General features: G+C 45.6%; 34 protein-coding genes and 5 pseudogenes. 19 read left to right on the top strand and 20 right to left on the bottom strand.

All coding sequences use genetic code 11. The annotated features are described in order from the left end of the window. Positions 1-22 precede the first annotated feature (22 nt). Both istB (AACL30_RS01400) and istA (AACL30_RS01395) read right to left on the bottom strand, forming a co-directional pair. Positions 23-820, bottom strand: a complete 798-nt coding sequence (istB, locus tag AACL30_RS01400; RefSeq protein WP_339058365.1) for an IS21-like element helper ATPase IstB — start codon at positions 818-820, stop codon at positions 23-25. Next, the gene (gene istA / locus AACL30_RS01395; protein WP_339056344.1) at positions 817-1995 is read right to left on the bottom strand and encodes an IS21 family transposase; all 1179 of its coding nucleotides are present in this window, start codon (positions 1993-1995) and stop codon (positions 817-819) included. The genes istB (AACL30_RS01400) and istA (AACL30_RS01395) overlap by 4 nt, the downstream gene beginning before the upstream one ends. On the opposite strand from istA (AACL30_RS01395), the gene AACL30_RS01390 reads away from it, so the two are divergent. The 5 genes and pseudogenes from AACL30_RS01390 to AACL30_RS01370 all read left to right on the top strand — a co-directional run bounded on the left by AACL30_RS01390 (position 1994) and on the right by AACL30_RS01370 (position 5719). Next, a complete protein-coding gene (locus AACL30_RS01390; RefSeq protein ID WP_339057556.1) occupies positions 1994-2131 on the top strand; it encodes a hypothetical protein in 138 nt (45 codons plus the stop codon). The genes istA (AACL30_RS01395) and AACL30_RS01390 overlap by 2 nt on opposite strands. Continuing rightward, positions 2098-2796: pseudogene (locus AACL30_RS01385) on the top strand (reverse transcriptase domain-containing protein); the annotation flags it as partial. The gene AACL30_RS01390 and the pseudogene AACL30_RS01385, both read left to right, overlap by 34 nt. Before the next feature lie 199 nt (positions 2797-2995). After that, positions 2996-3574, top strand: coding sequence for a tail assembly protein (locus tag AACL30_RS01380; protein WP_339057555.1), 579 nt, complete (start codon positions 2996-2998; stop codon positions 3572-3574). 60 nt (positions 3575-3634) lie between these two features. Further along, positions 3635-4090, top strand: a pseudogene (gene gpJ, locus AACL30_RS01375) (TipJ family phage tail tip protein); the annotation flags it as partial. 88 nt (positions 4091-4178) lie between these two features. Then, positions 4179-5719 (top strand): IS3 family transposase gene (locus tag AACL30_RS01370; protein ID WP_339057554.1). Its coding sequence is split into 2 segments (ribosomal slippage): positions 4179-4653 and positions 4653-5719, totalling 1542 coding nucleotides; the frame shifts between segments, so codons are not numbered across the junction. A gap of 39 nt (positions 5720-5758) precedes the next feature. On the opposite strand, the pseudogene AACL30_RS16275 reads toward AACL30_RS01370, so the two are convergent. Beyond that, positions 5759-5860 (bottom strand): annotated as a pseudogene (locus AACL30_RS16275) (baseplate assembly protein); the annotation flags it as partial. A 42-nt stretch (positions 5861-5902) separates the two neighbouring features. Further along, positions 5903-6103, bottom strand: coding sequence for a hypothetical protein (locus tag AACL30_RS01365; RefSeq protein ID WP_339057553.1), 201 nt, complete (start codon positions 6101-6103; stop codon positions 5903-5905). On the opposite strand from AACL30_RS01365, the gene istA (AACL30_RS01360) reads away from it, so the two are divergent. Both istA (AACL30_RS01360) and istB (AACL30_RS01355) read left to right on the top strand, forming a co-directional pair. Beyond that, on the top strand, positions 6102-7280 hold the full coding sequence (istA, locus tag AACL30_RS01360) for an IS21 family transposase (RefSeq protein ID WP_339056344.1): 1179 nt from the start codon (positions 6102-6104) through the stop codon (positions 7278-7280). The genes AACL30_RS01365 and istA (AACL30_RS01360) overlap by 2 nt on opposite strands. After that, a complete protein-coding gene (gene istB, locus AACL30_RS01355) occupies positions 7277-8074 on the top strand; it encodes an IS21-like element helper ATPase IstB (protein ID WP_339058365.1) in 798 nt (265 codons plus the stop codon). The genes istA (AACL30_RS01360) and istB (AACL30_RS01355) overlap by 4 nt, the downstream gene beginning before the upstream one ends. A 102-nt stretch (positions 8075-8176) precedes the next feature. Here the strand turns inward: istB (AACL30_RS01355) and AACL30_RS01350 are convergent, their stop codons facing one another. Beyond that, entirely contained in the window at positions 8177-8770 is a 594-nt protein-coding gene (locus AACL30_RS01350) for a phage baseplate assembly protein V (RefSeq protein WP_339057552.1), read from the bottom strand. A 179-nt stretch (positions 8771-8949) separates the two neighbouring features. Here AACL30_RS01350 and AACL30_RS01345 point away from each other — a divergent pair, with 179 nt between their 5' ends. Both AACL30_RS01345 and AACL30_RS01340 read left to right on the top strand, forming a co-directional pair. Beyond that, complete coding sequence (locus tag AACL30_RS01345; protein ID WP_339057551.1) at positions 8950-9264, top strand: type II toxin-antitoxin system RelE/ParE family toxin; 315 nt, start codon at positions 8950-8952, stop codon at positions 9262-9264. Further along, positions 9261-9545 (top strand): helix-turn-helix domain-containing protein, encoded by a 285-nt coding sequence (locus tag AACL30_RS01340; protein WP_176487715.1) that lies wholly within the window; start codon positions 9261-9263, stop codon positions 9543-9545. Before AACL30_RS01345 ends, AACL30_RS01340 begins: the two co-directional genes overlap by 4 nt. A 19-nt stretch (positions 9546-9564) precedes the next feature. Here AACL30_RS01340 and AACL30_RS01335 read toward each other — a convergent pair. Continuing rightward, positions 9565-9705, bottom strand: a pseudogene (locus tag AACL30_RS01335) (phage virion morphogenesis protein); the annotation flags it as partial. A 121-nt stretch (positions 9706-9826) separates the two neighbouring features. Between AACL30_RS01335 and AACL30_RS01330 the strand changes: the two are divergent. After that, entirely contained in the window at positions 9827-10258 is a 432-nt protein-coding gene (locus tag AACL30_RS01330; protein ID WP_339057550.1) for a transposase, read from the top strand. A 34-nt stretch (positions 10259-10292) separates the two neighbouring features. On the opposite strand, the gene istB (AACL30_RS01325) is transcribed toward AACL30_RS01330, so the two are convergent. Beyond that, positions 10293-11090 (bottom strand): IS21-like element helper ATPase IstB, encoded by a 798-nt coding sequence (gene istB, locus AACL30_RS01325; RefSeq protein ID WP_339058365.1) that lies wholly within the window; start codon positions 11088-11090, stop codon positions 10293-10295. Further along, entirely contained in the window at positions 11087-12265 is a 1179-nt protein-coding gene (gene istA / locus AACL30_RS01320) for an IS21 family transposase (protein ID WP_339056344.1), read from the bottom strand. The genes istB (AACL30_RS01325) and istA (AACL30_RS01320) overlap by 4 nt, the downstream gene beginning before the upstream one ends. Before the next feature lie 120 nt (positions 12266-12385). Between istA (AACL30_RS01320) and AACL30_RS01315 the strand changes: the two are divergent. Then, positions 12386-12535: pseudogene (locus AACL30_RS01315) on the top strand (terminase gpP N-terminus-related DNA-binding protein); the annotation flags it as partial. Here the strand turns inward: AACL30_RS01315 and AACL30_RS01310 are convergent. Next, complete coding sequence (locus AACL30_RS01310) at positions 12532-12663, bottom strand: hypothetical protein (RefSeq protein ID WP_339058517.1); 132 nt, start codon at positions 12661-12663, stop codon at positions 12532-12534. The pseudogene AACL30_RS01315 and the gene AACL30_RS01310 sit on opposite strands and share 4 nt — an antisense overlap. Between AACL30_RS01310 and AACL30_RS01305 the strand changes: the two genes are divergently transcribed. Further along, positions 12648-13706, top strand: coding sequence for a phage portal protein (locus tag AACL30_RS01305; protein WP_339057549.1), 1059 nt, complete (start codon positions 12648-12650; stop codon positions 13704-13706). The two genes, AACL30_RS01310 and AACL30_RS01305, sit on opposite strands and share 16 nt — an antisense overlap. 1047 nt (positions 13707-14753) lie before the next feature. Further along, the gene (locus AACL30_RS01300; protein WP_339057548.1) at positions 14754-15125 is read left to right on the top strand and encodes a hypothetical protein; all 372 of its coding nucleotides are present in this window, start codon (positions 14754-14756) and stop codon (positions 15123-15125) included. 67 nt (positions 15126-15192) lie between these two features. On the opposite strand, the gene AACL30_RS01295 is transcribed toward AACL30_RS01300, so the two are convergent. The 6 genes from AACL30_RS01295 to AACL30_RS01270 form a co-directional block, all read right to left on the bottom strand. Next, positions 15193-15474, bottom strand: coding sequence for a type II toxin-antitoxin system RelE/ParE family toxin (locus tag AACL30_RS01295; protein ID WP_339057547.1), 282 nt, complete (start codon positions 15472-15474; stop codon positions 15193-15195). Beyond that, complete coding sequence (locus AACL30_RS01290; protein WP_339057546.1) at positions 15464-15715, bottom strand: plasmid stabilization protein; 252 nt, start codon at positions 15713-15715, stop codon at positions 15464-15466. Before AACL30_RS01290 ends, AACL30_RS01295 begins: the two co-directional genes overlap by 11 nt. Before the next feature lie 149 nt (positions 15716-15864). Beyond that, entirely contained in the window at positions 15865-18036 is a 2172-nt protein-coding gene (locus AACL30_RS01285; RefSeq protein WP_339057545.1) for a replication endonuclease, read from the bottom strand. 136 nt (positions 18037-18172) lie between these two features. Continuing rightward, complete coding sequence (locus AACL30_RS01280) at positions 18173-18547, bottom strand: hypothetical protein (RefSeq protein WP_339057544.1); 375 nt, start codon at positions 18545-18547, stop codon at positions 18173-18175. Positions 18548-18623: 76 nt separating this feature from the next. Further along, on the bottom strand, positions 18624-18971 hold the full coding sequence (locus tag AACL30_RS01275) for a DUF5347 family protein (protein ID WP_339057543.1): 348 nt from the start codon (positions 18969-18971) through the stop codon (positions 18624-18626). A 14-nt stretch (positions 18972-18985) separates the two neighbouring features. Beyond that, positions 18986-19198, bottom strand: coding sequence for a phage filamentation protein Fil family protein (locus AACL30_RS01270; protein WP_339057542.1), 213 nt, complete (start codon positions 19196-19198; stop codon positions 18986-18988). Between the two features lie 169 nt (positions 19199-19367). Between AACL30_RS01270 and AACL30_RS01265 the strand changes: the two genes are divergently transcribed. Both AACL30_RS01265 and AACL30_RS01260 read left to right on the top strand, forming a co-directional pair. Then, on the top strand, positions 19368-19832 hold the full coding sequence (locus AACL30_RS01265; protein ID WP_339057541.1) for a hypothetical protein: 465 nt from the start codon (positions 19368-19370) through the stop codon (positions 19830-19832). A gap of 213 nt (positions 19833-20045) precedes the next feature. Further along, positions 20046-20306, top strand: coding sequence for a hypothetical protein (locus tag AACL30_RS01260; protein WP_339057540.1), 261 nt, complete (start codon positions 20046-20048; stop codon positions 20304-20306). Positions 20307-20458: 152 nt separating this feature from the next. Here the strand turns inward: AACL30_RS01260 and AACL30_RS01255 are convergent, their stop codons facing one another. Further along, positions 20459-20788, bottom strand: a complete 330-nt coding sequence (locus AACL30_RS01255) for a hypothetical protein (protein WP_339057539.1) — start codon at positions 20786-20788, stop codon at positions 20459-20461. After that, positions 20764-21060 (bottom strand): Cox family DNA-binding protein, encoded by a 297-nt coding sequence (locus tag AACL30_RS01250; RefSeq protein ID WP_339057538.1) that lies wholly within the window; start codon positions 21058-21060, stop codon positions 20764-20766. The genes AACL30_RS01255 and AACL30_RS01250 overlap by 25 nt, the downstream gene beginning before the upstream one ends. A gap of 114 nt (positions 21061-21174) precedes the next feature. On the opposite strand from AACL30_RS01250, the gene AACL30_RS01245 reads away from it, so the two are divergent. From AACL30_RS01245 to AACL30_RS01230, 4 genes are all read left to right on the top strand, one after another. Further along, complete coding sequence (locus tag AACL30_RS01245; RefSeq protein ID WP_339057537.1) at positions 21175-21468, top strand: helix-turn-helix transcriptional regulator; 294 nt, start codon at positions 21175-21177, stop codon at positions 21466-21468. Between the two features lie 113 nt (positions 21469-21581). Then, on the top strand, positions 21582-21995 hold the full coding sequence (locus AACL30_RS01240; protein WP_339056702.1) for an antitoxin of toxin-antitoxin stability system: 414 nt from the start codon (positions 21582-21584) through the stop codon (positions 21993-21995). Between the two features lie 154 nt (positions 21996-22149). Further along, entirely contained in the window at positions 22150-22566 is a 417-nt protein-coding gene (locus AACL30_RS01235) for a type II toxin-antitoxin system YafO family toxin (protein WP_339057536.1), read from the top strand. 441 nt (positions 22567-23007) lie between these two features. Further along, complete coding sequence (locus tag AACL30_RS01230; protein WP_339057535.1) at positions 23008-23187, top strand: hypothetical protein; 180 nt, start codon at positions 23008-23010, stop codon at positions 23185-23187. Between the two features lie 419 nt (positions 23188-23606). On the opposite strand, the gene AACL30_RS01225 is transcribed toward AACL30_RS01230, so the two are convergent. The 3 genes from AACL30_RS01225 to AACL30_RS01215 form a co-directional block, all read right to left on the bottom strand. Then, positions 23607-23822, bottom strand: a complete 216-nt coding sequence (locus AACL30_RS01225; protein WP_339057534.1) for a Derepression protein — start codon at positions 23820-23822, stop codon at positions 23607-23609. Continuing rightward, positions 23819-24034 (bottom strand): helix-turn-helix transcriptional regulator, encoded by a 216-nt coding sequence (locus AACL30_RS01220; RefSeq protein WP_339057533.1) that lies wholly within the window; start codon positions 24032-24034, stop codon positions 23819-23821. The genes AACL30_RS01225 and AACL30_RS01220 overlap by 4 nt, the downstream gene beginning before the upstream one ends. A 128-nt stretch (positions 24035-24162) precedes the next feature. After that, positions 24163-24501: a hypothetical protein gene (locus tag AACL30_RS01215; protein WP_339057532.1), complete on the bottom strand. Its 339-nt coding sequence runs from the start codon at positions 24499-24501 to the stop codon at positions 24163-24165. Positions 24502-24714 lie beyond the last annotated feature (213 nt).

Raw genomic sequence — 24714 nt, 5'->3', positions numbered from 1 at the left:
ACTTTAAAATGTCCAGTTTTTGCTAATTTTCCTGTTGGGTTTCTATTCCAGGCGCCTGGATAATATCAGTCGTTTTTATAGGCAACATGCCTGCTTTGCGTTTATTTTTGAGTCGATAGCTTTCTCCTTTAATATTCAATGTGGTTGAATGATGTAAAAGCCTGTCTAAAATCGCAGTTGCTAAAATGTGATCACCGAATACGTCCCCCCAATCAGTAAAACTTTTATTTGATGTGAGAATGATGCTCGCCTTTTCATAACGACGGCTCAATAACCTGAAAAATAGGCTAGCTTCTTCGCGATTCATCGGTAAATACCCGATTTCATCCAGTATTAATACCCTGGCATAGCACAGTTGCTGAAGTTGGCGTTCCAGACGGTTTTCTTGCTTTGCCTTCATTAAGGTACAGCAGAGTCTATCCAGAGGCATAAACAATACCCGATGCCCAGCTGTAGCTGCCTTGACAGCCAGCGCTATCGCCAAATGCGTTTTCCCTACCCCAGGTGGGCCTAACAAAATGACGTTTTCATGATGTTCGACAAACCTCAGCCCCGCCAGCTCGCGGATAATTTTCCTGTCTATACTTGGTTGGAAAGTAAAGTCAAATTGCTCCAAGGTTTTTATCCACGGCAAACGTGCTTGTTTTAACCGCGATTCCAAGCCTTTTTGGTGACGCCCGTTCCATTCCTGGGCTAATGCCTGCTGGAGAAATTCACGGTAGTTCAGTGCTTTCTTGGTGGCTTCTTCACATAAACTCTCCAACGCATCGCCCAGGTAATCCATTTTTAACCGTATCAACAAGTTTTCCATTTCCATCAGAGTAGCTCCTCATACACACTGAGCGAACGAGACGCTACTCGATTGACCTGTTGCCAAAGGGCTTGATGATGTTCTGGCACCTTTTGCCAGCCCTGCGTTACCTCCTGCAAGAGATGCGTCGCGAGCAGTTGCTCATCGCCGTAAATACGTAGCGTATTATCTAAACCGATACGAATATTAACCGCACGACCACACCAGAATGAAGGCACGCTATAGCGATTACCTCTGACATCGATATAGCTGTCCCATGCCACTTGTCGTAGGTCGAAGTAGCTGGTATCGAAATCAGTCGCAGGGAGTGGCATCAAGGCTATTTTTTCCTCAGCAAAACGATTTTCCGGTGTCTGCTTGAATTGACGAAGATGACGCTGGTCTGCCACTTTCGCCAGCCACATCGCTAGCAGTTGATTAACATGAGCGAAACTCTCAAACTGACGGTAGCGAGTGAAAAAATTGTGTTTAACATAGCCCACCATCCGTTCGGTTTTGCCTTTCGTTTGCGGTCGATAAGGCTTACAGGCGCGAGGGCTAAACCCATAGTGATTAGCCAGTTGCAGGAAGCCCGCATTGAACTCGATGTGGCCATTTTGTCCATGTTTGATAACAGCGGCTTTTTGGTTATCTACCAAGACATTTTTTACGCTGCCACCGAAGTAATTGAAGCTGCGAACCAGCGATTCATACGTGTGCTCAGCATCTTGCTTAGGGGCAGCAAAGACATGAAAGCGACGCGAAAAACCGAGCGTATTAACGGCAAAATTAACCGTACAGGCAGAGCCTGCCACCTCAACGATGATTTCTCCCCAATCGTGTTGAAGTTGATAACCGGGGAGGGTTTCAAAGCGTACCGTGTTTTTCGAGGCCCTGAGCGGACGTTTGGGATGTATATAACGTCGGAGCATCGCACTCCCACCCCGGTAGCCTTTTTCACGGATTTCCTCAAAAATAACCGCCGCATTCCAAACCTGTTCACTCAACCTTGAATCGATGTAGTCTTTAAAGGGCTCGAGTTTAGCAACCTGTTTTTTACCGCGTTTTGCTGTTGGCGGCGCAGGATAGCTAATGTGCCGTCTCACCGTTTTTTCTGAACACCCTATCTGATGGGCAATATCAACAATAAATGCCCCCTGTTGATGGCGTTGTTTTATCATGTAGTGGTCCTCTCTTCTTAGCATGCTTATTTCCCTCATGGCTTTGTCACCACAAAGGAAACTGCATTCTGGCTTGAGTGGACAAATTAAATTAGCAATTTACGGTCTTTTATCATTAGCGCTGACATGCATAACAAAATATCCGATCAACGATTTCTGAGATTAATAGAAGTCATGATAACTGCACCTATTATGGACGGAGACAAAGAAGTGAAAAACCCTCGCGGATGCCCGCAAGGCTCGATCATTTCAACTATCATGGCCAATATCTACCTCCACCACGTAATAGATGAATGGTTTGAAAATATCAAACAATCCCACTTTCGTGGCAAAGCTGAATTGATCAGATATGCCGATGACATGGTATACACGTTTGAGCGACCAGATGAAGCAAAACGTTTCTACAGCGTACTACCAAAGAGATTAGCTAAATATGGACTTGAAATGCATGATGAAAAGTCACAGCTAATAATGGCTGGGCTAGGATCAGCACAACGAGCACATAGGCAAGGTACGCGCTTACCAACGTTTAAATTCCTGGGATTCACATGCTATTGGGGGAAGTCGAGGAATGGATTTTGGCGATTAAAACTAACCAGTTGCCGTGATCGTTTCACCGCTAAACTCAAAGGGCTTCGTGAATTCCTCTGGCAAAACTTAAACACAGAGCACCACGCCGATACACTGAAAACAGTGACTCGCGTGGTTAGAGGCTGGATTAATTACCACAATGTCTCTGACAACGAGCGAAAGGTGAATGCTTTTAGAAGGCATTGTATGCGAATTATATTTAAATGGATAAATCGCAAAGGTAGGCGTCACCCCAGGGCGGGATCTAACTCATTAATTAATCAATAAACGTCACATCAACTGGATAACCTCTTCTTTATCTGACGTCATTCAGTAAACATGCTTGATGGGTCTTTGACTTCATTTTTTCAGCAATATCGGAGTCTGAACAAATACTAATCAATAAAAACCCTCCGGCTGCCTTTGCAGCCTTTTTTTATTGGGAACCCATACCATGGCAGCATTCAACCACTCCCTCCGCACCGTTCGCCTGTATGGCAAACTCGGGCAGCTGTTTGGCCGTGTACATCACTTAGCAGTAGAGACGCCAAAAGAAGCGATCAAAGCGCTATCAGTTATCCTCCCTGGATTTGAGCAATTTATGTTGCAAAGCCAAGCAAAGGGACTGACCTTTGCGGTATTTAACGGCGCGAATAACATTGGCAAAGATGAACTTGCCAGTGCTTACGGCAACCAAGACATTCGCATTGCTCCGGTAATTATCGGCAGTAAATGGGGAGGGGTGTTTCAAACCATTATCGGTGCGGTGTTAGTGGCAGCGTCCTTTATCCCCGGGGCACAGTTCTTAGCGCCTGTCGGGATATCGATGATGGTCGGTGGCGTGGTGCAGATGCTCTCCCCCCAACCCAGCGGGTTATCACGCCGCGAAGACCCGGATAACAAGCCCAGCTATGCCTTCGGCAGCCCGGTGAATTCTACCGCACAAGGCAATCCAGTTCCTATTGGCTACGGCCAACGGCGCATCGGTGGTGCGGTGATTTCAGCGGGGGTGTATGCCGAAGACCAGATGTAGAAATAGACAATAGAGCAATCAACCAAGGTCGCCAAGGCGATCTTTTTTTATGGGTAAATTATGGCCATCACAGGAAACAAAGGCGGCAGCCATCGGCCGCCTACGCCGACAGAATCACCGGATAGCCTGCACTCTACCGCCAAAGCCAAAATATTATTGGCACTGGGGGAAGGAGAATTTGCTGGCGAATTAGACGGTACACGGATTTATTTAGATGGCACGCCGCTTAACAATGCCGACGGCACGGCTAATTTTACTGGCGTCAGCTGGGATTATCGCCCCGGTACCCCATCGCAAGACTATATTCAAGGCATGCCGAACGTTGAAAATGAAATCACCGTTAACCGTGAGTTGAAATCGGACACCCCTTGGGTGCAGGCGATTAACAATACGCAATTATCCGCGGTTCGCCTTCGCTTCAGCTGGCCAGCGCTGCAACGTCAGAAGGATAACGGTGATGTGAATGGCACTCGCATTGAATATGCGATAGAAATTGCCACCGATGGCGGCGCCTACCACAGGGTTGCATATTATCATCAAGAAGATCACTGAATAACCCCCTGTGTCAGCATAGTTGTCGCCTGTTAATATTAAGGAGAACACCATGCCGGCAAACCCCGTGCCTATCAATATCAAGCAACAAGGGTTGCTCTGGCTTCAACCTCCGTATAATTGGTCTCACCGGCAAATAGCGAAGAAGCTAGACGTGAGCCCTTCGGTTGTTTCAAGATGGAGAAACGAGTTAATGAGTGATGGCCTGTTATGTGAAGATGAGCAGTTTTTAAAGAATAACGAAGGTTGGTCGCCCGAACAGCGTTTTGCGGTGGTCATTGAAAGCGCAGTGATGTCTGAAATTGAGCTGGCCGAATACTGTCGGCACAAAGGATTGTTTGTTGAACAGGTAAAGGAATGGCGAACGGCTTCGCTCCGGGCTCATGAGCCGAAAGCCTTGAATAATCATAAAGTTGATAAAGTCGTCAAAGAATACAGACAAAAGATCCGTGAACTTGAAAAAGAACTCACCAGAAAAGAAAAGGCGCTGGCGGAAACCGCAGCGCTACTGGTATTAAGGGAAAAGTTCAATGCCCTCTGGGACAACAGCGAGGACGTCTAATACCTCTCCCGGAGCGGCTTAATATAGTTGATATGCTTAGGAATGCGATGAAACAGGGGGCTCGTAAGGCGCAAGCCTGCCAGGTCATTGGGATTTCAGTCAGAACACTGCAACGCTGGCGCAACAATTGTCACAACGCTCCCCTGGCCGACAAACGGTCAACGGCCGTTCGCAATGCCCCCAGCAACAAATTGTCTGATGCTGAACGACAGCGGATCATGGAAATCTGTAACTCACCAGAGTTTTCAAGTTTCCCTCCGAATGTCATCGTTCCGACGCTGGCTGATAGGGGAATTTATATCGCCTCTGAGTCTACGTTTTATCGCGTGCTCAAAGCGAACAAACTGTTAACACCTAGACATCGAGAGAGAAGTTATAAACGTCCAGGCGCACAAAAAACGACAGCACCGAATCAGGTATGGTTCTGGGATAGTAGTTATTTGCCAACACCTATAAAAGGTCGGCATCTTTACCTCTACATGATGATGGACATTTTCAGTCGGAAAATTGTGGGGGCAGACGTTTTTGAACAAGAATCCGGCGAACAGGCTGCAGAGCTACTGCAACGATGCATCTGGAAAGAAAAATGCGCGGGCAAAAAAATCATTCTTCATTCAGATAATGGTGGCCCCATGCGTAGTTATACCCTGTTGGCGAAAATGTACGATCTGGGGGTAATCAGTTCATATTCTCGCCCACGAGTCAGCAATGATAACCCTTATTCCGAATCCTTGTTTCGAACGGTGAAATATTGTCCCCAGTGGCCAGCCGAGGGGTTTACTTTACTCAATGATGCCAGAGCCTGGGTAGCTCAGTTTGTGAACGGGTACAACCTTGAACATAAACACAGTGGTATCAAGTACGTTACTCCAGATGAACGTCATAGGGAGGCAGATAAAGAAATATTAGCTAAACGGAAAGCCATCTATGAATTAGCTCGAGCTAAAAAACCCGAACGTTGGAGCAAAGGCTGTCGTAACTGGAATTTTATTCATGAAGTGATGCTGAATCCGGAAGTAAGTGCTGCATAAAACAGTTTCAAGCGACAACTACATTGACAAACACCGCGATAGGGCAATAAACGTTGCTTTACGCTGCTTGAAGAGCGTTTCAAAATCGAGGGACTCCACGACCTGCGGTGCCGGCAGTAAGCTTAAATCCAGGCTGGGCATTATTGTTCTCCTATCGGCAATGAGAGCGTAAAAGGCACGCCGCTATCGCGTTGATGACCGCTGAGGTCGATTTGCATGTTGCCGTTGATAGCCGAGGTAAGGGTAATGGCGTTTAACGTGATGCGGTTTTCCCAGCGTTGTCAGCGCTAATGATAAAAGACCGTAAATTGCTAATTTAATTTGTCCACTCAAGCCAGAATGCAGTTTCCTTTGTGGTGACAAAGCCATGAGGGAAATAAGCATGCTAAGAAGAGAGGACCACTACATGATAAAACAACGCCATCAACAGGGGGCATTTATTGTTGATATTGCCCATCAGATAGGGTGTTCAGAAAAAACGGTGAGACGGCACATTAGCTATCCTGCGCCGCCAACAGCAAAACGCGGTAAAAAACAGGTTGCTAAACTCGAGCCCTTTAAAGACTACATCGATTCAAGGTTGAGTGAACAGGTTTGGAATGCGGCGGTTATTTTTGAGGAAATCCGTGAAAAAGGCTACCGGGGTGGGAGTGCGATGCTCCGACGTTATATACATCCCAAACGTCCGCTCAGGGCCTCGAAAAACACGGTACGCTTTGAAACCCTCCCCGGTTATCAACTTCAACACGATTGGGGAGAAATCATCGTTGAGGTGGCAGGCTCTGCCTGTACGGTTAATTTTGCCGTTAATACGCTCGGTTTTTCGCGTCGCTTTCATGTCTTTGCTGCCCCTAAGCAAGATGCTGAGCACACGTATGAATCGCTGGTTCGCAGCTTCAATTACTTCGGTGGCAGCGTAAAAAATGTCTTGGTAGATAACCAAAAAGCCGCTGTTATCAAACATGGACAAAATGGCCACATCGAGTTCAATGCGGGCTTCCTGCAACTGGCTAATCACTATGGGTTTAGCCCTCGCGCCTGTAAGCCTTATCGACCGCAAACGAAAGGCAAAACCGAACGGATGGTGGGCTATGTTAAACACAATTTTTTCACTCGCTACCGTCAGTTTGAGAGTTTCGCTCATGTTAATCAACTGCTAGCGATGTGGCTGGCGAAAGTGGCAGACCAGCGTCATCTTCGTCAATTCAAGCAGACACCGGAAAATCGTTTTGCTGAGGAAAAAATAGCCTTGATGCCACTCCCTGCGACTGATTTCGATACCAGCTACTTCGACCTACGACAAGTGGCATGGGACAGCTATATCGATGTCAGAGGTAATCGCTATAGCGTGCCTTCATTCTGGTGTGGTCGTGCGGTTAATATTCGTATCGGTTTAGATAATACGCTACGTATTTACGGCGATGAGCAACTGCTCGCGACGCATCTCTTGCAGGAGGTAACGCAGGGCTGGCAAAAGGTGCCAGAACATCATCAAGCCCTTTGGCAACAGGTCAATCGAGTAGCGTCTCGTTCGCTCAGTGTGTATGAGGAGCTACTCTGATGGAAATGGAAAACTTGTTGATACGGTTAAAAATGGATTACCTGGGCGATGCGTTGGAGAGTTTATGTGAAGAAGCCACCAAGAAAGCACTGAACTACCGTGAATTTCTCCAGCAGGCATTAGCCCAGGAATGGAACGGGCGTCACCAAAAAGGCTTGGAATCGCGGTTAAAACAAGCACGTTTGCCGTGGATAAAAACCTTGGAGCAATTTGACTTTACTTTCCAACCAAGTATAGACAGGAAAATTATCCGCGAGCTGGCGGGGCTGAGGTTTGTCGAACATCATGAAAACGTCATTTTGTTAGGCCCACCTGGGGTAGGGAAAACGCATTTGGCGATAGCGCTGGCTGTCAAGGCAGCTACAGCTGGGCATCGGGTATTGTTTATGCCTCTGGATAGACTCTGCTGTACCTTAATGAAGGCAAAGCAAGAAAACCGTCTGGAACGCCAACTTCAGCAACTGTGCTATGCCAGGGTATTAATACTGGATGAAATCGGGTATTTACCGATGAATCGCGAAGAAGCTAGCCTATTTTTCAGGTTATTGAGCCGTCGTTATGAAAAGGCGAGCATCATTCTCACATCAAATAAAAGTTTTACTGATTGGGGGGACGTATTCGGTGATCACATTTTAGCAACTGCGATTTTAGACAGGCTTTTACATCATTCAACCACATTGAATATTAAAGGAGAAAGCTATCGACTCAAAAATAAACGCAAAGCAGGCATGTTGCCTATAAAAACGACTGATATTATCCAGGCGCCTGGAATAGAAACCCAACAGGAAAATTAGCAAAAACTGGACATTTTAAAGTAGCAAAAAGTGGTCAATCTAAAGTAGCGTTGACACTGTCGCTGATCGCGTTGCCACTGTGGCGGTGCATGCCGAGGTAAGTCATGTGGGGGCTCCCGTCTGATCGCCGCCCCCTTTCACCCCAGGGTGCTGATGGCGGTGCAAAGTGATACCGTTAGAGATCAAATTGCCGCCCCCGTGGGTGAGGTCGCCGCGGAGGGTGCCACCCCGGTTAACCTGTAAAGAATCGGTGATAAGCTGTTGGGTGCAGGTGACTACCGGGCTGTCCAGCGTGATCGAGGTGGCGGCGGTTATCGTTGCTGTTTTGATGCCAGTGACCGCTAAGTGACCCGTTTTAGGCTCATAATGACATTGCGCCCCGTCGGAGAAGCAGAGCAGGATCGCTGCTTCTGAGGCCGACGGTGCCGGATTGGCATCGGAAAAAATCGCCGGTAATACAAACGCTGTGGTCAATTCACCACTGATACTGAGGATCAGCACTTGCTCACCAATTGAGGGCGCTGACCACATTTTGATGTGACCCGCACGTGAGGTCAGCCAGTGTAGCCAATCGGTTTCTAACTCGCCTGTTTTTACCCGGCACCGGCCTTGTGTCGTATCGACTGCCGATACCGTGCCAATGCGGATCACATTTGCCAGGCGGCGTTGATAGTCTGCATGATTGAAGGTTTTCATGCCCTCAGTGTGCCGCCTATCGGGCGCGGGAGCATGTGAGCGGCGTTGTGTGGGGAGTGGGACAGGAGGAGAGTAACGTTATGCTTAGAAAATATAAAATGTTATTTTTAAATTAAATTAGCATTTGTGCTAATTTAATAAATAGACTAAAATAGACATTGTCATTAGGGAGAAGACTCATGTTCGAACTTATTTATCATTCTGAAGTAGTCCAAGAACTTGAGAACTTACCTGCTCCACTAAAAGGTAAAACAGCTTACCTACTTGATAGATTAGAGAAAGAAGGCAATCGTTTAAGGTACCCTTTAAGTGACTCATTGCGTGATGGTTTATTCGAACTGCGTGTAGGGGGAGGTGATATTGCTCGAATTATTTACGCTTTTGCTAAAGGTCGTCGAATATATATATTAAGATCCTTTGTGAAGAAAACCCCTAAGATCCCGCCGAAAGAAATGGCAATCGCTTTTAACAGACTCAAGGAGTTTACAAAATGAAAGGTATTCCCCACGCAAAAGTTAGAGCTAAGTTATTAAGTGATCCACTCTCCTTACTTGCCTATGAAGAAGCTCATCGTGAGGCAGAACTTGCTCTTATGCTACAAAATATTAGAGAAAAAGCAGGTATAACCAGAACTGAAATTGCTCTACGAATGGGAGTCACTCCCCCCGTAGTCACTCGGATTGAACAGAATGTGATAAAAGCAAGCATTCACACATTGGAACGTTATGCTTCTGCATGTGGCTCTAAATTGGATATCCGTGCTATCGATCTTTGATGTTACCTGTAAGGCTACTTTAACCCACCAAATGCACCAACGCCAGATCAGTAATCCTTTCAATATCCTTATCAGTCAACCCCAGTAGCGGACGGCGTTCATAACGTACGGTGACGCCGTTACGCGCGACTTTATCCCGCAGGCCATAATGATGCACCCGTGCTACGGGTGTGACAGGGCGCGCAAAACTTAACGTGGCTTCCTCTGCGCTATGGAAGCCCTGAAAAACCGCTAAAAGTAGTCTATTCTGTCATTAATAATTTTTTTAGGTTAATAGTGAAATGAAAACGAAATCGACGAGACGAGGCGACTTTTTAGCGCAGATGAATAGGATAGTTCCCTGGGAAAAAATTCTGTCTAAACTCAGTATCAATTATCCTAAGCCAACAGCCAAAGGGGGAAGACCGGCAAAACCTTTAGAGGTGATGCTGCGGATTTATTTTTTACAAAATGGGTTTAATTACGCTGATTTATCGATGGAAGAAGCGTTATATGACATCCCCTTACTACGTCAATTTACCGGTGTCTCCGTCGATGCGATTCCCTCCGATCCCACCATTCTGCATTTTCGACACTGGCTGGAAAAACATCATTTAAGCGAATCATTGTTTGAAGAGGTCAATGCGCATTTAGCTTCGTGTGGGCTGTTTATCAAACGGGGTAGTATTGTTGATGCTACGATCATTCATGCTGTCAACGCTACTTTAGATTGACCACTTTTTGCTACTTTAAAATGTCCAGTTTTTGCTAATTTTCCTGTTGGGTTTCTATTCCAGGCGCCTGGATAATATCAGTCGTTTTTATAGGCAACATGCCTGCTTTGCGTTTATTTTTGAGTCGATAGCTTTCTCCTTTAATATTCAATGTGGTTGAATGATGTAAAAGCCTGTCTAAAATCGCAGTTGCTAAAATGTGATCACCGAATACGTCCCCCCAATCAGTAAAACTTTTATTTGATGTGAGAATGATGCTCGCCTTTTCATAACGACGGCTCAATAACCTGAAAAATAGGCTAGCTTCTTCGCGATTCATCGGTAAATACCCGATTTCATCCAGTATTAATACCCTGGCATAGCACAGTTGCTGAAGTTGGCGTTCCAGACGGTTTTCTTGCTTTGCCTTCATTAAGGTACAGCAGAGTCTATCCAGAGGCATAAACAATACCCGATGCCCAGCTGTAGCTGCCTTGACAGCCAGCGCTATCGCCAAATGCGTTTTCCCTACCCCAGGTGGGCCTAACAAAATGACGTTTTCATGATGTTCGACAAACCTCAGCCCCGCCAGCTCGCGGATAATTTTCCTGTCTATACTTGGTTGGAAAGTAAAGTCAAATTGCTCCAAGGTTTTTATCCACGGCAAACGTGCTTGTTTTAACCGCGATTCCAAGCCTTTTTGGTGACGCCCGTTCCATTCCTGGGCTAATGCCTGCTGGAGAAATTCACGGTAGTTCAGTGCTTTCTTGGTGGCTTCTTCACATAAACTCTCCAACGCATCGCCCAGGTAATCCATTTTTAACCGTATCAACAAGTTTTCCATTTCCATCAGAGTAGCTCCTCATACACACTGAGCGAACGAGACGCTACTCGATTGACCTGTTGCCAAAGGGCTTGATGATGTTCTGGCACCTTTTGCCAGCCCTGCGTTACCTCCTGCAAGAGATGCGTCGCGAGCAGTTGCTCATCGCCGTAAATACGTAGCGTATTATCTAAACCGATACGAATATTAACCGCACGACCACACCAGAATGAAGGCACGCTATAGCGATTACCTCTGACATCGATATAGCTGTCCCATGCCACTTGTCGTAGGTCGAAGTAGCTGGTATCGAAATCAGTCGCAGGGAGTGGCATCAAGGCTATTTTTTCCTCAGCAAAACGATTTTCCGGTGTCTGCTTGAATTGACGAAGATGACGCTGGTCTGCCACTTTCGCCAGCCACATCGCTAGCAGTTGATTAACATGAGCGAAACTCTCAAACTGACGGTAGCGAGTGAAAAAATTGTGTTTAACATAGCCCACCATCCGTTCGGTTTTGCCTTTCGTTTGCGGTCGATAAGGCTTACAGGCGCGAGGGCTAAACCCATAGTGATTAGCCAGTTGCAGGAAGCCCGCATTGAACTCGATGTGGCCATTTTGTCCATGTTTGATAACAGCGGCTTTTTGGTTATCTACCAAGACATTTTTTACGCTGCCACCGAAGTAATTGAAGCTGCGAACCAGCGATTCATACGTGTGCTCAGCATCTTGCTTAGGGGCAGCAAAGACATGAAAGCGACGCGAAAAACCGAGCGTATTAACGGCAAAATTAACCGTACAGGCAGAGCCTGCCACCTCAACGATGATTTCTCCCCAATCGTGTTGAAGTTGATAACCGGGGAGGGTTTCAAAGCGTACCGTGTTTTTCGAGGCCCTGAGCGGACGTTTGGGATGTATATAACGTCGGAGCATCGCACTCCCACCCCGGTAGCCTTTTTCACGGATTTCCTCAAAAATAACCGCCGCATTCCAAACCTGTTCACTCAACCTTGAATCGATGTAGTCTTTAAAGGGCTCGAGTTTAGCAACCTGTTTTTTACCGCGTTTTGCTGTTGGCGGCGCAGGATAGCTAATGTGCCGTCTCACCGTTTTTTCTGAACACCCTATCTGATGGGCAATATCAACAATAAATGCCCCCTGTTGATGGCGTTGTTTTATCATGTAGTGGTCCTCTCTTCTTAGCATGCTTATTTCCCTCATGGCTTTGTCACCACAAAGGAAACTGCATTCTGGCTTGAGTGGACAAATTAAATTAGCAATTTACGGTCTTTTATCATTAGCGCTGACAATCCGCGCAGGCAAGCGATGTATTGGTATTGGCAGGGACACAGCGTGGCGGGGATCGCCCAACGGTTGGGGATCAAGTCTGCCACATTACACAGTTGGAAGCGTCGTGATAAGTGGGATCAGTATGGTGCGTTGGAGAAAATGCAGCTGACCACCGCGGCGCGCTACGTGCTGAGGGCACCAGTCATGGCGATGTCGCCTGGGCGATTATGCACGCGCTGTTTAATGAGCCACTGGCGGGGATCACCGCCAATAACCGCAGTTTTATGGAGATATTTTAATGCGTCCTGTTTCATGTCACCCCTTCAATAGAAAAAAGAGACACCCTATCGCCACCCAGCCCATGAAGCAAACGACGCCGCCGCGGGTAGAAGCCTTTACCTTTGGCGATCCGATCCCGATGCTCGATCAACGCGATATGCTGGATTATCTGGAATGTGCCGTAGTTGACCAGTGGTATGAGCCGCCGGTGTCATTTCAGGGGCTGGCGAAATCTTTTCGCGCCGCGGTGCATCACAGCTCACCGATTTACATGAAACGCAATCTGTTAGTCAGCCTGTTTCAACCGCATCGCTATTTATCCAAACAGGATTTTAGCCGCTATGCGCTGGATTTTCTGGTGTTTGCTAATGCCTTTTTAGAGGTGCGCACCAACCGCTTGGGCGGGGTGCTCAAATTGGTGCCCAGTCCCGCTAAATATACCCGTTGTGGCGTGGAGCCCGGTACCCATTGGTATGTGCAATCCTGGGCAGATCCGCATTGTTTTGCCGCAGATAGCGTGTTTCATCTGCTCGACCCTGATATTAATCAGGAAATCTACGGTGTGCCCGATTATTTGGCGGCACTCAATTCCAGCTGGCTGAATGAGGCGGCGACGCTGTTTCGGCGCAAATATTATCTTAATGGCAGTCATGCCGGCTTTATTTTGTACATGAACGATGCGGCGCATCAACAAGAAGACATTGATCGCTTGCGGCAAGCGATGAAAGACGCCAAAGGACCCGGGAATTTTCGTAATTTGTTTATGTATGCGCCGGGTGGGAAAAAAGACGGGTTACAGTTGATTCCCTTGGCAGAAGTGGCGGCCAAAGATGAATTTATTAACATTAAAAATGTGACCCGTGATGATCAACTCGCGGCACAGCGGGTACCGCCTCAACTGATGGGCATTTTACCGCACAATACCGGCGGCTTTGGTGATATCGAAAAAGCAGCACGGGTGTTTGCCATCAATGAATTAGCCCCACTGCAAGAGCGGCTGAGTGAAATCAATGCCTGGCTGGGTGAAGAGGTGATCCGCTTTAAGCCGTATGAATTAGTGGAAAACGCTTCAATGTAAAGGGTGCATGACTAGATTGCATGGATCTGCAAGCGTTTTTGCGGCAACCATTGCCGTTAAAACCGCGGCTATCAACGGTTTTCACCCCGATAAAAGGGTGCAACAGTAATCACACATTAGCCAAAGCGCGGGGGCGTGGCGGGGAGCGCACGCTTGAGGTACGGAAGGGCGTTTTTTTATCCCAAGCATTGGGATCATAAAAAGCCGAATGAAATATCGGGTACAGATAGAGACAGCGATCTCATGAGCAAGTTAGAAAAAATCGCTGAACGCTTCCGAGAAAAATTTTGAGTCGTGAAATGGATAAAAAATTAACAGGCTAAACCTTATTTTTGTACCTGCTGGGTTTGGATATCATGACATGAGTCAAAAAATGAATAGCTACAACGCAGGTAAATTATGAGAAAAATGCTCGACACTCGGTGCAATGTACTTAAAAAAAGCGGCCTTGGCTGGATGAGGTGGCACGCTTAAAAGCACAGGCGGTTGGCGCTGCGTTCACGAAATCGGAGCCTGTAAAAAAAGCTAATTAGTTTGATATTCTTTTAGCGTGGAGATTGTATTTCATCATTAAACAGAATGATGAAAGCCTGACCTTTTTTAAGGTCAGTGACGGTTGAAAAACGGCCAAAAGTTACCGTGGTATATTTCCCGAGAAGAATATTAATAGCAATCAGTAAGTATAAAAATACTAGCTTGAATCGTTGAATTAAGGATGAGGCACTACAGAAGATGAGCCGCATAAAAATGATTACCCTTTACGCTAAACCTAATTGTAACAATGATCTCGTATCTGAGCTGGAAAAACAAGGGCAGAACTTACAGCAGTACTTTCATATAATGGAGATAACTTCTGTAAAATGGGGGTATGAAAGCAACTAGACTGAATTACTGCCAGTACTTGCTACCCTGACGAATTTTGCGGGTCATACTGAAGGGATGAGCCATGATGCGATTAATCGTTATTTGCGAGGTGACCGAGTGACGGGGACGTATGGAACAATGTGCGGGGAGAGCTCGTTTTCTCGCCCCACGGGTATATTGTTTTTGACGATAACCGTGGTTGATAAAAATTTTTCTCGCCATATAGCTGAATCCTTAACGAGTCAAGGTCATCAATTGGGGCGTCCCTTGGCTCCGATGGTGCAGCGTATCAAAACGTGGTTAAGTGCAGGAAAAGAGGTACATATTTTTACCGCCCGCGCCGAAACACCCAGTGGAGTCAGGGCGGTACAATATTGGCTACAGGATAACGGTTTACCTCGCCTTGTCGTAACCAACGTAAAAGACAGTCAGATGACAGCGCTCTGGGATGATAAAGCCATTCGGGTGGTGAAAAATACCGGCAAGCCTTGTTATGTCTGTGCGGGTGTTAATTGCTTTTCGGCACAGGAAGGAAAGATATTGACCGATTGTTAAATAGATAGGACGGATAAGGTTTCCGATAAGTGTAGAAATGAATAATTAAGAGCCGTATAAATTTTATTTAACGCTGATCAGCAGCGTGATAAATGTCATCCCCTGTTCTTTTTCCTATAGCGATTACAAGTAAAACGACTTCGTTATCATTTACTTCGTAGACTAATCTGTAACCAGACGCTCTTAATTTAATTTTATAGCGATTAGTCTTCCCACTTAACCTTGCTGATGGAACATGCGGATTGTCCAACCTTTCAGACAGCTTATTTTTTAACTGTTGTTTCAGTGTATGGCCTAATTTATCCCATTCTTTTAAAGCGCGTTTTTCAAATTTTAACTTATAAATCATCTAGATTTACGCTCACAAATTCGGGTTTTGCCATTCGTTCATCAGCGATAAGGTTAAGCTCAGCATCTTCGGCAAGTTCCCGATAGTAAGCATAAAGTTTAGGCGGTACACAATAAAAAGCGGGTTGATTACGATTAAGTATAGCAACAGCCTCACCCTCACCGTCTGCAAGCGTACCCATAGGGTTACGTTTGAGATCGGTAATACTGGCCGCCATTTCTGCTAGGATTTGATGAGCCATATTTTTCCCCATATATAGTAAAAACTTATAATAGCATCTTTAAAGATACGATATAAAGACTTTTTTATACTTGTGTAATTTGGGCTTTTTAATCTGGTTCTGTTGAGCAATGTTAGCTATTGCGCACGAGTCCTTCTCCCAAAAATACTTCAAACCCGCATCGGCACCGCTACTTTTTTCACCTTCTGCCGTATGATCACTTTTCGTTCAAGGGGACAGTTATTGCCACGAGTCCGAGTCCAAGGGACGGAAAATCCGTCCGGCAGGTCAACAGCAACGACCACCTCATTAGGCTGCTTATCATTTTTCACCTTACGTACCCGTTGCCAGCGCTCGTCATGGGTACCAATCCGCGACTCAATGCCCAGCCGGGGCGACCACACACCGTAAATCTTCATGCCCTTCTCCCCGTAAGCATTCAGGGTATCCGACGCCACATAAGCAGTGCGCACAGTATGGTCTTTACGCGGCACCAACACCCCGCCTTGCTTGAGTATATAGGTGGCCATACACCCGGCATCGGCGGCAGCCAGCACCTCATCCATCGCCTTATCTGCCAGCTGTTGCCCCCTTTTCTTCGTTTTTGATTTGCGCTGCAACTGCCCGGCCAGTAAACGTAATTCACGGTAAGTTTGGCGTGACGGAATACCAAAAAACTGAAATTGCCGTACCCGGTGCAAACTCGCCCACGCCACGACATGTTCAACCGCTTCATGAAGCGGCTTACCGGTCTCATGACTCAATAAGGGTTCCCCCGTAGCCGGATCGGCGGCGCTTTTCAGCACACTGCCATCCAGATTCTTACTCACATATTTGGTCAAATAACCGGTCGGCGTGCCCTTGCTTTTCAGTACCGGCTTGACATCAAAACGCGGTTTGATATTTTTGCCGAGCTCCTCGCGATCACGTCGGATAGCAAATTCACGTAACACCGCGGTAATAGCAACCCGATCTTTTCTCGCCATAAAACACAGCAAATGCCAATGCACGGTGCCATCATGATGCGGTTCAGCAACCCGCACGCCATACCAACGCAGCCCCAGCTTGTTCATTTTTTTACGCACGCCCGCAAACAGATCGACCAAATAATCACTGCTCTCACGCACCGTCTGGAGCGCCCATTTAGGATTGGGTTTGCCGCAAGACAAGGTGGCGTGATAACGCGACGGACAGGTAACGGTATAAAACATCGCATAATCCCCGCGCTGTTCGGCCAAATTTTCCAGCCCTTTGGCGGTCGTCATCATTTCCAGTCGACGCAAGTGGGGATTGCTGGTACTGCGCTTTACCACCTGCTCCATGTCCAGTGTCACCCCGGCTTCATTCACCAATTCATGCGAGCGGATAAAGTCCAAGGCACAGCGATCTTGCTCACGCTTACGGGTCAACGCATCCTGGCTGACATAAGCCGACGCCTGTTTATGCACCAAACAACTCGCCCGGTGTTGCTCCTCACGCCATTCACAACGCAAACGCCACAATTGGCGCGTCCACCACTCAGCACAACAGAGCCGGGCTAAGGCGCCGGGGATCAAATGATAAGGCACCTTGCCCCGATGCTGTATCGTCTGATTTAAACTGTGCCAATAGGGCGGGGTAATCGCAAAGCATTTGGCTTTATTGGCCACCTGCTGATAAATCCGCAATATCTCATTCGGATCAGTATTATCTGCTGGTAACCTGTCAGCAAAAGAACAAAAAACAGTCTCGATATGCCCAGCGACCAAGGTGGCGAGCCGTTTCACCTCCTTGCGCGACAACGCTGGCAGCCATAACAACCCCTCCAGTCGCGCCCAACCGGCGACCTGCTGATAATCTGGCGTCTGCTGCTTATCACGCAGCGCTGCCAGTCGCTGCAAAGCGGGTTTGACCCCCTTTAATAAAAAAGCCTCGGCACGCTTATCGCCCGCTTCCCGGCGCAGATAATCAAGACGCTTTTGTAACGGCTGGCGAATAAATTTTGGCTGTTGTTTTAAAACTTCTTCCACCGCCCACGCCGGCTCGCTGACCCGCCTGCGCTGGTTCTGTCTCGCTTGCCACCGCGCCTTTTCTTGAACCAAATGCCGCTCTTCGGCCTTTTCTATCACGTCTTGCAGCGTCTGTTGTCTGATCTGTTGCTCTTCGGTTAACGCCGGCTTCTGCCGCCGTCGCCGCTGTGCGTCCTCAGCTATCAGCCGCTGTAACGGCGTGAGAGGCTCTGGCGGGAGTTCCTCCATCCGATAGTGATTGACACTTTTTCTCGGCGCGTTCCATCGCCAACAAAAAGGCGCATGACCGAGATAAGCGGTGGGCTGCAAAAGTTCGACTGCCGGGGGGGTCATTATTTTCTTTTTTCCTTGCCGATAATAAAAAGTGAGGGGCAGTCAATAGCGTGTCATCCGTCATCGCCTTATTTTTAGCGAAAACGGATCCCACACCCTAAAAGCGTTTATTTATTTCAGTGATAAATTAATCCTGTTAATTAAGCAGTTGGCAACACTCGATATAGATCAAACGATCAGGCCGTAATAAAGAATATTTTATTCCTTGTTTTATTTCGTCTGTATCGGCATCGGATAGCAGAGAAGTTTTAAAAGCCTCATGGCATAATCGACCCATGCGTTGTATTTCATGTCGCCGGTGTTTAATAAGGTTATTTTTTAATGTCGATAAATGGTGAAATAATAAGCCTTCAATTAAAGTGGCGAATGACGAATAATACGCTAAGAGTTTAAGATAATGGTTGCCGGCTTTTTTTGAGGTATCAGAGAAACGCTTATTTTCATATAAAATAAACCGGGCGTGATACTGACTAATCACATAACGCTGGTCGATCTCAATATAAAGAGGCATGGTAATTTCCGTATTGGAGTGTTAATAACACCGACACAATAATCAGTTTATTTATTTTAAAAATGAATTAATGTTATTATTCCGTTTTATTTGGCACCGGGTCACAATCAATATAAGTCATCCTATTAGGAAATAAACTCACCGCGGCGCGTAATCGGTTCATGGCGTCAATTAAATTAATTTGTTCTTCGGGATAGAGTTGTTTAAATGCCAGCGCATGCTTTTTTCTTTCAATCCCGGCCAAATAATACAGCGCCCCTTTCATTTGTGGATCGGTCTCCTCCATCTCCTTAATCAGTGCTGGGATCTGCCCTTGATATTTTTTATCCGGTAACACTTGCCATAATAAAGTGGTATTTCTCAGACCACATTGCCGCTGGGCTAAATTTAGCGGCACAACACGAGCGGGTTCAGTATTCGCCATCAACGCCACCTTATTTAAGCAAAAATGCCCATCACCCTTGAAAACCACCGGCGGCGCGGGTGACGTATGACGGGAGCGCTTATCCCGTGAATAAATTGCACTGCCTGCGGATTAGGTTGCACGCGACGCCCCTCCGGCGTCTCCAACCAGCCACGGCGGTGACGGTGATGGGTGATTTCAGGAAGGGCGGGTAAGGGGGTCACGGTAGTACAGGATTTAGTTAACATCGGGTATTCTCCATTTAAGTGAAAAGAAGTGCCGGACTATTTCACCCCGTCCGGCGCGGGGTTATGTGGTAATATCGTTATACCTGCTTCTCCACTCAAAGATGACGCAGGCATAACCTCCCACCACCACAAGGATCCACAAAAAACAGAACAGGAAACCGAATAAACAATGAACACACAGCCCCCTCGCGATCTACTTTTTGAACTGTATTACAGTTATTATCTCGAAAAAATGACCGAAACACTGAACAGGAGGATCGACAAACTGGGGTGTTTCTTTCAAATGTTTCTGGGTTTGGTTGTTGTTGTTAACAGTGCTTACGGGTGGCTGTGCGGTATCCTTATCGCTAGCATGTCCGGTTTTCAATTCTCTTTTAAACCAGGTGAGGTAGCGGGTCATGCAAAAAATCAGGCGCTCAAATACCGACAACTGATTGATGAAATAGAAAAAATAAGCCCTGATATTATTGCAAAGAAGCGATTGGAAATTGAAAAGGAAGACAGCCCTACTCTCAGTTCGCTTTTCAATCCAGCAAGGAAGAGAGCAGCGATTACACTCAACTACCCGCAAGAAAAGCCATTGACGCTGAATGAAAAATGCTTTGCTTGGATGGCAGGGGGTATTCCCTCCTGATACCTTCATTAGTCTGTTCATCGCTTTAATTGCCTCAATAACCGCATGGAAACCCTTTCCCGTTCGCAAAAAATAATCGCCTGACTGGCGGGTGATCTGTCGACAAAACCGCCTCACTTTTTCACGCAATAACCTTCAATTCTATAAAGCCCTTTCGCCAATTTAATTGCTCTTCGCTTTCTCTATGAAGAGCCTAAATTCTCTGAGTTGAAATTGAAAAGCAACCAGTCTGATCTTGAAAAAGAAATTGCCGCATTTTCTAAAAAACAGGTAAATAGAGAAAAATATGAATTTAAGGATATTATTCCTGGTTCTGTCGTGATGATACTGAAGCCACTTCATTGCGATGAAGCACTTCCCAAACATATATGCCCCCATTGCACCACAGACTTTGTAATATCTCCGTTGCAGCTTAGAAGACAGGGAAGCGGAGAATGGCTTAATTGTCATAAATATCATCTCGAAATAGTGTAAAAAGCCCAGGGTATAACAGTGTCTATTTTTTGAATTTTAAAATGCATCGGTTGTTCCTGTAATAAATAAAGCCCTTTCGCCAATTTCATTTAGAAGACGGCTTTTATGCGACGTTTTAAAGCGCCTGACGCTTTTTACGTTTTATTTCTTCTTCATGCAGGAGCAATTGTTGCCAACCGGTTAATTTGGTGTGTTTCTTTCGGTACGCCTGGATGGCGATAATCACCGTGAAAAACATCGTGATGGATATCAAGAGTGCTATGAAATAACTCATCTTCTCTCCTTGCTATTTTTTTCATCTGATGTAACTGATCGATGTAATCGGTAGCTTGTGCTAACGCATCCACCTTGCCAAACGACTGATTATCTAACCACAGGTGATAACGGCTCATCGGCTGCGTCGCCGTTTTCGGCAAGTAGGTAATGGTAAACCCACGGTATGCTTTGGAATGACGACTTATGGAAGTAGGGGGGTGCAGCATGCGGGTTCTCCTAATCCTAACCACATTAACCATCCGTCACGGATTTCTTTAGGGCGTTTTTCAAATGCTAGTTTCATTCCACTGTTCCAAGCAGGGAGATAAACCCAATACTCAGCACGTGCTGTTGAGGTTTTCGGATTACGCATCTCCACTGTCGGTAGTTTTCCCTTATCAATCATCCCCTTTACCGCTTCGGGGGTTTTGCCAATATGACGAGCAAATTCAGGGTAAGGCAGGGCATCTGAAACACTACTAACTATCTGCTGACTCATCTGCTAATCTCCTGTTTGGATCTACCCAATTACCTGTGATTATTTGTAATTAACTATTTACATTTAACTTCTTAATGTTTAGATGTAAGCAAATACTATGGAGATGTAAACGAAATGTCAAGTGTACTTGGAGAAAAATTAATTATCATCCGTGAATCAGAAAGAATAAATCGGCGTCAACTTTCTGATTTAGTGGGCATTCCATATGGAACATTAACCTATTATGAAACTGGTCGGTCTACTCCCCCAACGGACGTAGCCATGAAAATATTTAGTCACCCTCAGTTCCTAAAATACACACTCTGGTTTATGACGGGAAAAACCGCGCCGGAATTCGGGCAAATAGCCCCGGCTCTTGCACCCTATAAGCAGGAAGAAGAGAGATTTAGTAGCCCAAACAAAAAATAGATTAATTGGGCTAACACTCCGGAACTTGCGCGCTTACGCAAAAACCTAAAATATCAGTTATTGCCAGCTTGATCTGGATATACGAGAAAATCCAATGTAGGAGTTTTAATGAAATGCTTCTGTGGTCTGTACAAAAAGCTGGAAATAAGTCAGTATTAGGTCTACATTTGGCTCTAATATTGAACTGCTACCCAGTAGAGGTGTTTATGTTGCAGAAAGTTATGTGTGGCTACGCCATACCTATTAGCAAATTCAAATCCAATCCCAGACGTGCTTTAGTTGAAGCCGACGGAGAGACTATAGCGGTTTCGTCTCATAACGAGATCTTGTTCTATGCGGTACCCGCAGAGATCTATGAAGAAATGCTTCGCTTCGTTGAATTTAAACAGCGTGGTACCTCTGAACTCAAAGCAGCGCCCGCTAAGTTTAATTTGACAGCCGAAATAGTTGAAGAAATGACAAAAAAACTCAGAAATATTTCTGATGATGAGGCCGGAGAATTTATTGAATGCGCAAGCAACATATAAAAGTCAGTGGTAATAAAACGGTTTACGCATCCTGGATCCACAATGTCCACCTCAGCGGTAGAATAAACGAAATTTCATCCAATAGATGATCAGCTTAATAAACTTGCCCCGCAACGAAAAAAGCTCTAGATAAGAATATAATATAGGGTTTTCAATGAGAAAGGTTAGGCTATTCCAGAGTAAGCTTATCGTCGATACGATAAGCAAAGCCACCGCAGACGATTTATTGAGCGACTTCAGACTTTACAAAGAAAAGGGCATTTTACCTGTGACCTTTGGGCGGGATGTACCTTACAATTTTACTCACAACCGTGCTAGCCTTGAATTGCAACATATCCATCTCAAGCAAAATGGAAAGTCCTTTCCGCCAAGATTATCACAGTTTTCTCGAACAGCTAGCCACGTGCTGGTTTACTGTCCCGGTTTTTTTGATCGTAATACCTACTTGCTTATCACTGTCATCAAGCATTGGGATCATAAAAAGCCGAATGAAATATCGGGTACAGATAGAGACAGCGATCTCATGAGCAAGTTAGAAAAAATCGCTGAACGCTTCCGAGAAAAATTTTGAGTCGTGAAATGGATAAAAAATTAACAGGCTAAACCTTATTTTTGTACCTGCTGGGTTTGGATATCATGACATGAGTCAAAAAATGAATAGCTACAACGCAGGTAAATTATGAGAAAAATGCTCGACACTCGGTGCAATGTACTTAAAAAAAGCGGCCTTGGCTGGATGAGGTGGCACGCTTAAAAGCACAGGCGGTTGGCGCTGCGTTCACGAAATCGGAGCCTGTAAAAAAAGCTAATTAGTTTGATATTCTTTTAGCATGGAGGTTGTATTTCATCATTAAACAAAATGATGAAAGCCTGACCTTTTTTAAGGTCAGTGACGGTTGAAAAACGGCCAAAAGTTACCGTGGTATATTTCCCGAGAAGAATATTAATAGCAATCAGTAAGTATAAAAATACTAGCTTGAATCGTTGAATTAAGGATGAGGCACTACAGAAGATGAGCCGCATAAAAATGATTACCCTTTACGCTAAACCTAATTGTAACAATGATCTCGTATCTGAGCTGGAAAAACAAGGGATTAAAATAGATACAATAATGCGTTTTTCTGAAGGGCAGGACGATAAAAAGAGCATCACATTCAAAATTAATGAGTTAAATTTGAATGTGATGCAATAGCTGGTTTTTTAGGCAATAATGAGAAAACTGAGATTAATATGTATTTAAATGACCAGCAAAAAATTACAGTTTCTTCGACATATAAGGTCAATGACTTACTTAAAGTACTAGATAAGACTGAAGCTATCGTGACTCGTGCATTAGGTAAACAAAAATAATGGCAGTTGGTAAATGACCTTCCGGTAAATGGATCGACGAGCGCTACTCCAATGAGGGTATCCTGTACGAAAGCAGTTTTCAACACGTGGTGAAGCCCTATCTTTTGAGATAAAGTTACAACTGAATGAGTCAGCGAATGGAACAGCCAAGCAGTTTGTGTTTCAACAGCGACCTACTCAGTCTGACCTCAATAGAAAACGGTATCAATAACCCGCTGCCATTCGGCTCAGTCTGAGCAGGTAAAAGAACCTCAATAATTTTTACTTTTTGAGAACGTGATCACAAAAACCTTGCTGTTTTAATTCACTCAGTACCCAACAGAGATCATCGGCGATATAACTTACGATAGGGGGAAGAACAAATTGCTGCATTCCATTGATGTCTTTTTGTATCAGATCCAAATGCAAAAAGTGCAATAGATTTTTAGCCCGATTTAATTTGTGATAACTTTCAATGCTGATTTGTGACTGTTTCATGACGCGATCTCCCTGGATAAACGCTCTGCATCACGCCCCCTTAGCCAGCTTTCCACCTCATCGGCATACCACCCTATACGACGAATGCCAATGCGGATCGGATTAGGGAAATCATGTTTTTTCCACATTTCATCTAAAGCGCTGTCGGAGGCAATGCGCAGAATGGACTTCACTTCCTTTTTCAGTAAGATTTTACGATTTAACATTGACATTGCTCTTTTTTCCTTGAGTAAACGGGATAGCCCGCGGAGGAAAAGATGATTGATCTTTTTTTAGCAGATAGAAAGAAATGGGGGGCTAATTTAGCCCCCTCGTCTCTTAATTAGCGGTCAGACATTTTTTATAGGTTGTCTTTGACGGCTTCGTACCAGTTTTTAAGCGTGTCTTTATTGAATTTGTGATTACAGCCCGCTTCAAGCGCATAAGCTGACAAGATATTGGCCGCTTGCGTATAATTGGCTGAAATCTTTCCATGTGTTTTTTCGTACAGCGTAATAATGGCTATTTTGCAAGCGAGAGAGAGTCGACCGTTGTTGCTATTTTTGGTTTGGTGACGACTTGAGATTAGGGCGTTAGGAACCGGCTTGCCGGTCGTTTTGAGTCGATGGATTAACGCCTGTCGCTGTAAATAGAAGAGAGTAAAGTTGTATTCGGTATTACAAACAGCAGCCTTTCGCAATGCTTGTATAACCGAGGCGGTCTCGAGGGGGGGCAGTGCTTGATAGTCATCAAAAGGTAGGGGATTGAGAGGTTTACGATAGATTTTTATCGGGGAGAGAGACCCGTGCTGCCGTTAAGGAGGCGGCACAGGTAGGAATGCGCTTCACAATGGTTTAAATAATCTTCAGTGATAAAAGTGTTTAACACAGCATGCAAATCCATATAAGCAAAC

Origin of the sequence: Candidatus Regiella endosymbiont of Tuberolachnus salignus (assembly GCF_964020115.1) — a bacterium.
In the GTDB taxonomy this organism is placed as follows: domain Bacteria; phylum Pseudomonadota; class Gammaproteobacteria; order Enterobacterales; family Enterobacteriaceae; genus Regiella; species Regiella insecticola.
Note: the sequence above shows the minus strand (reverse complement) of the source record. Positions and strands in the feature narration are given on the sequence as shown.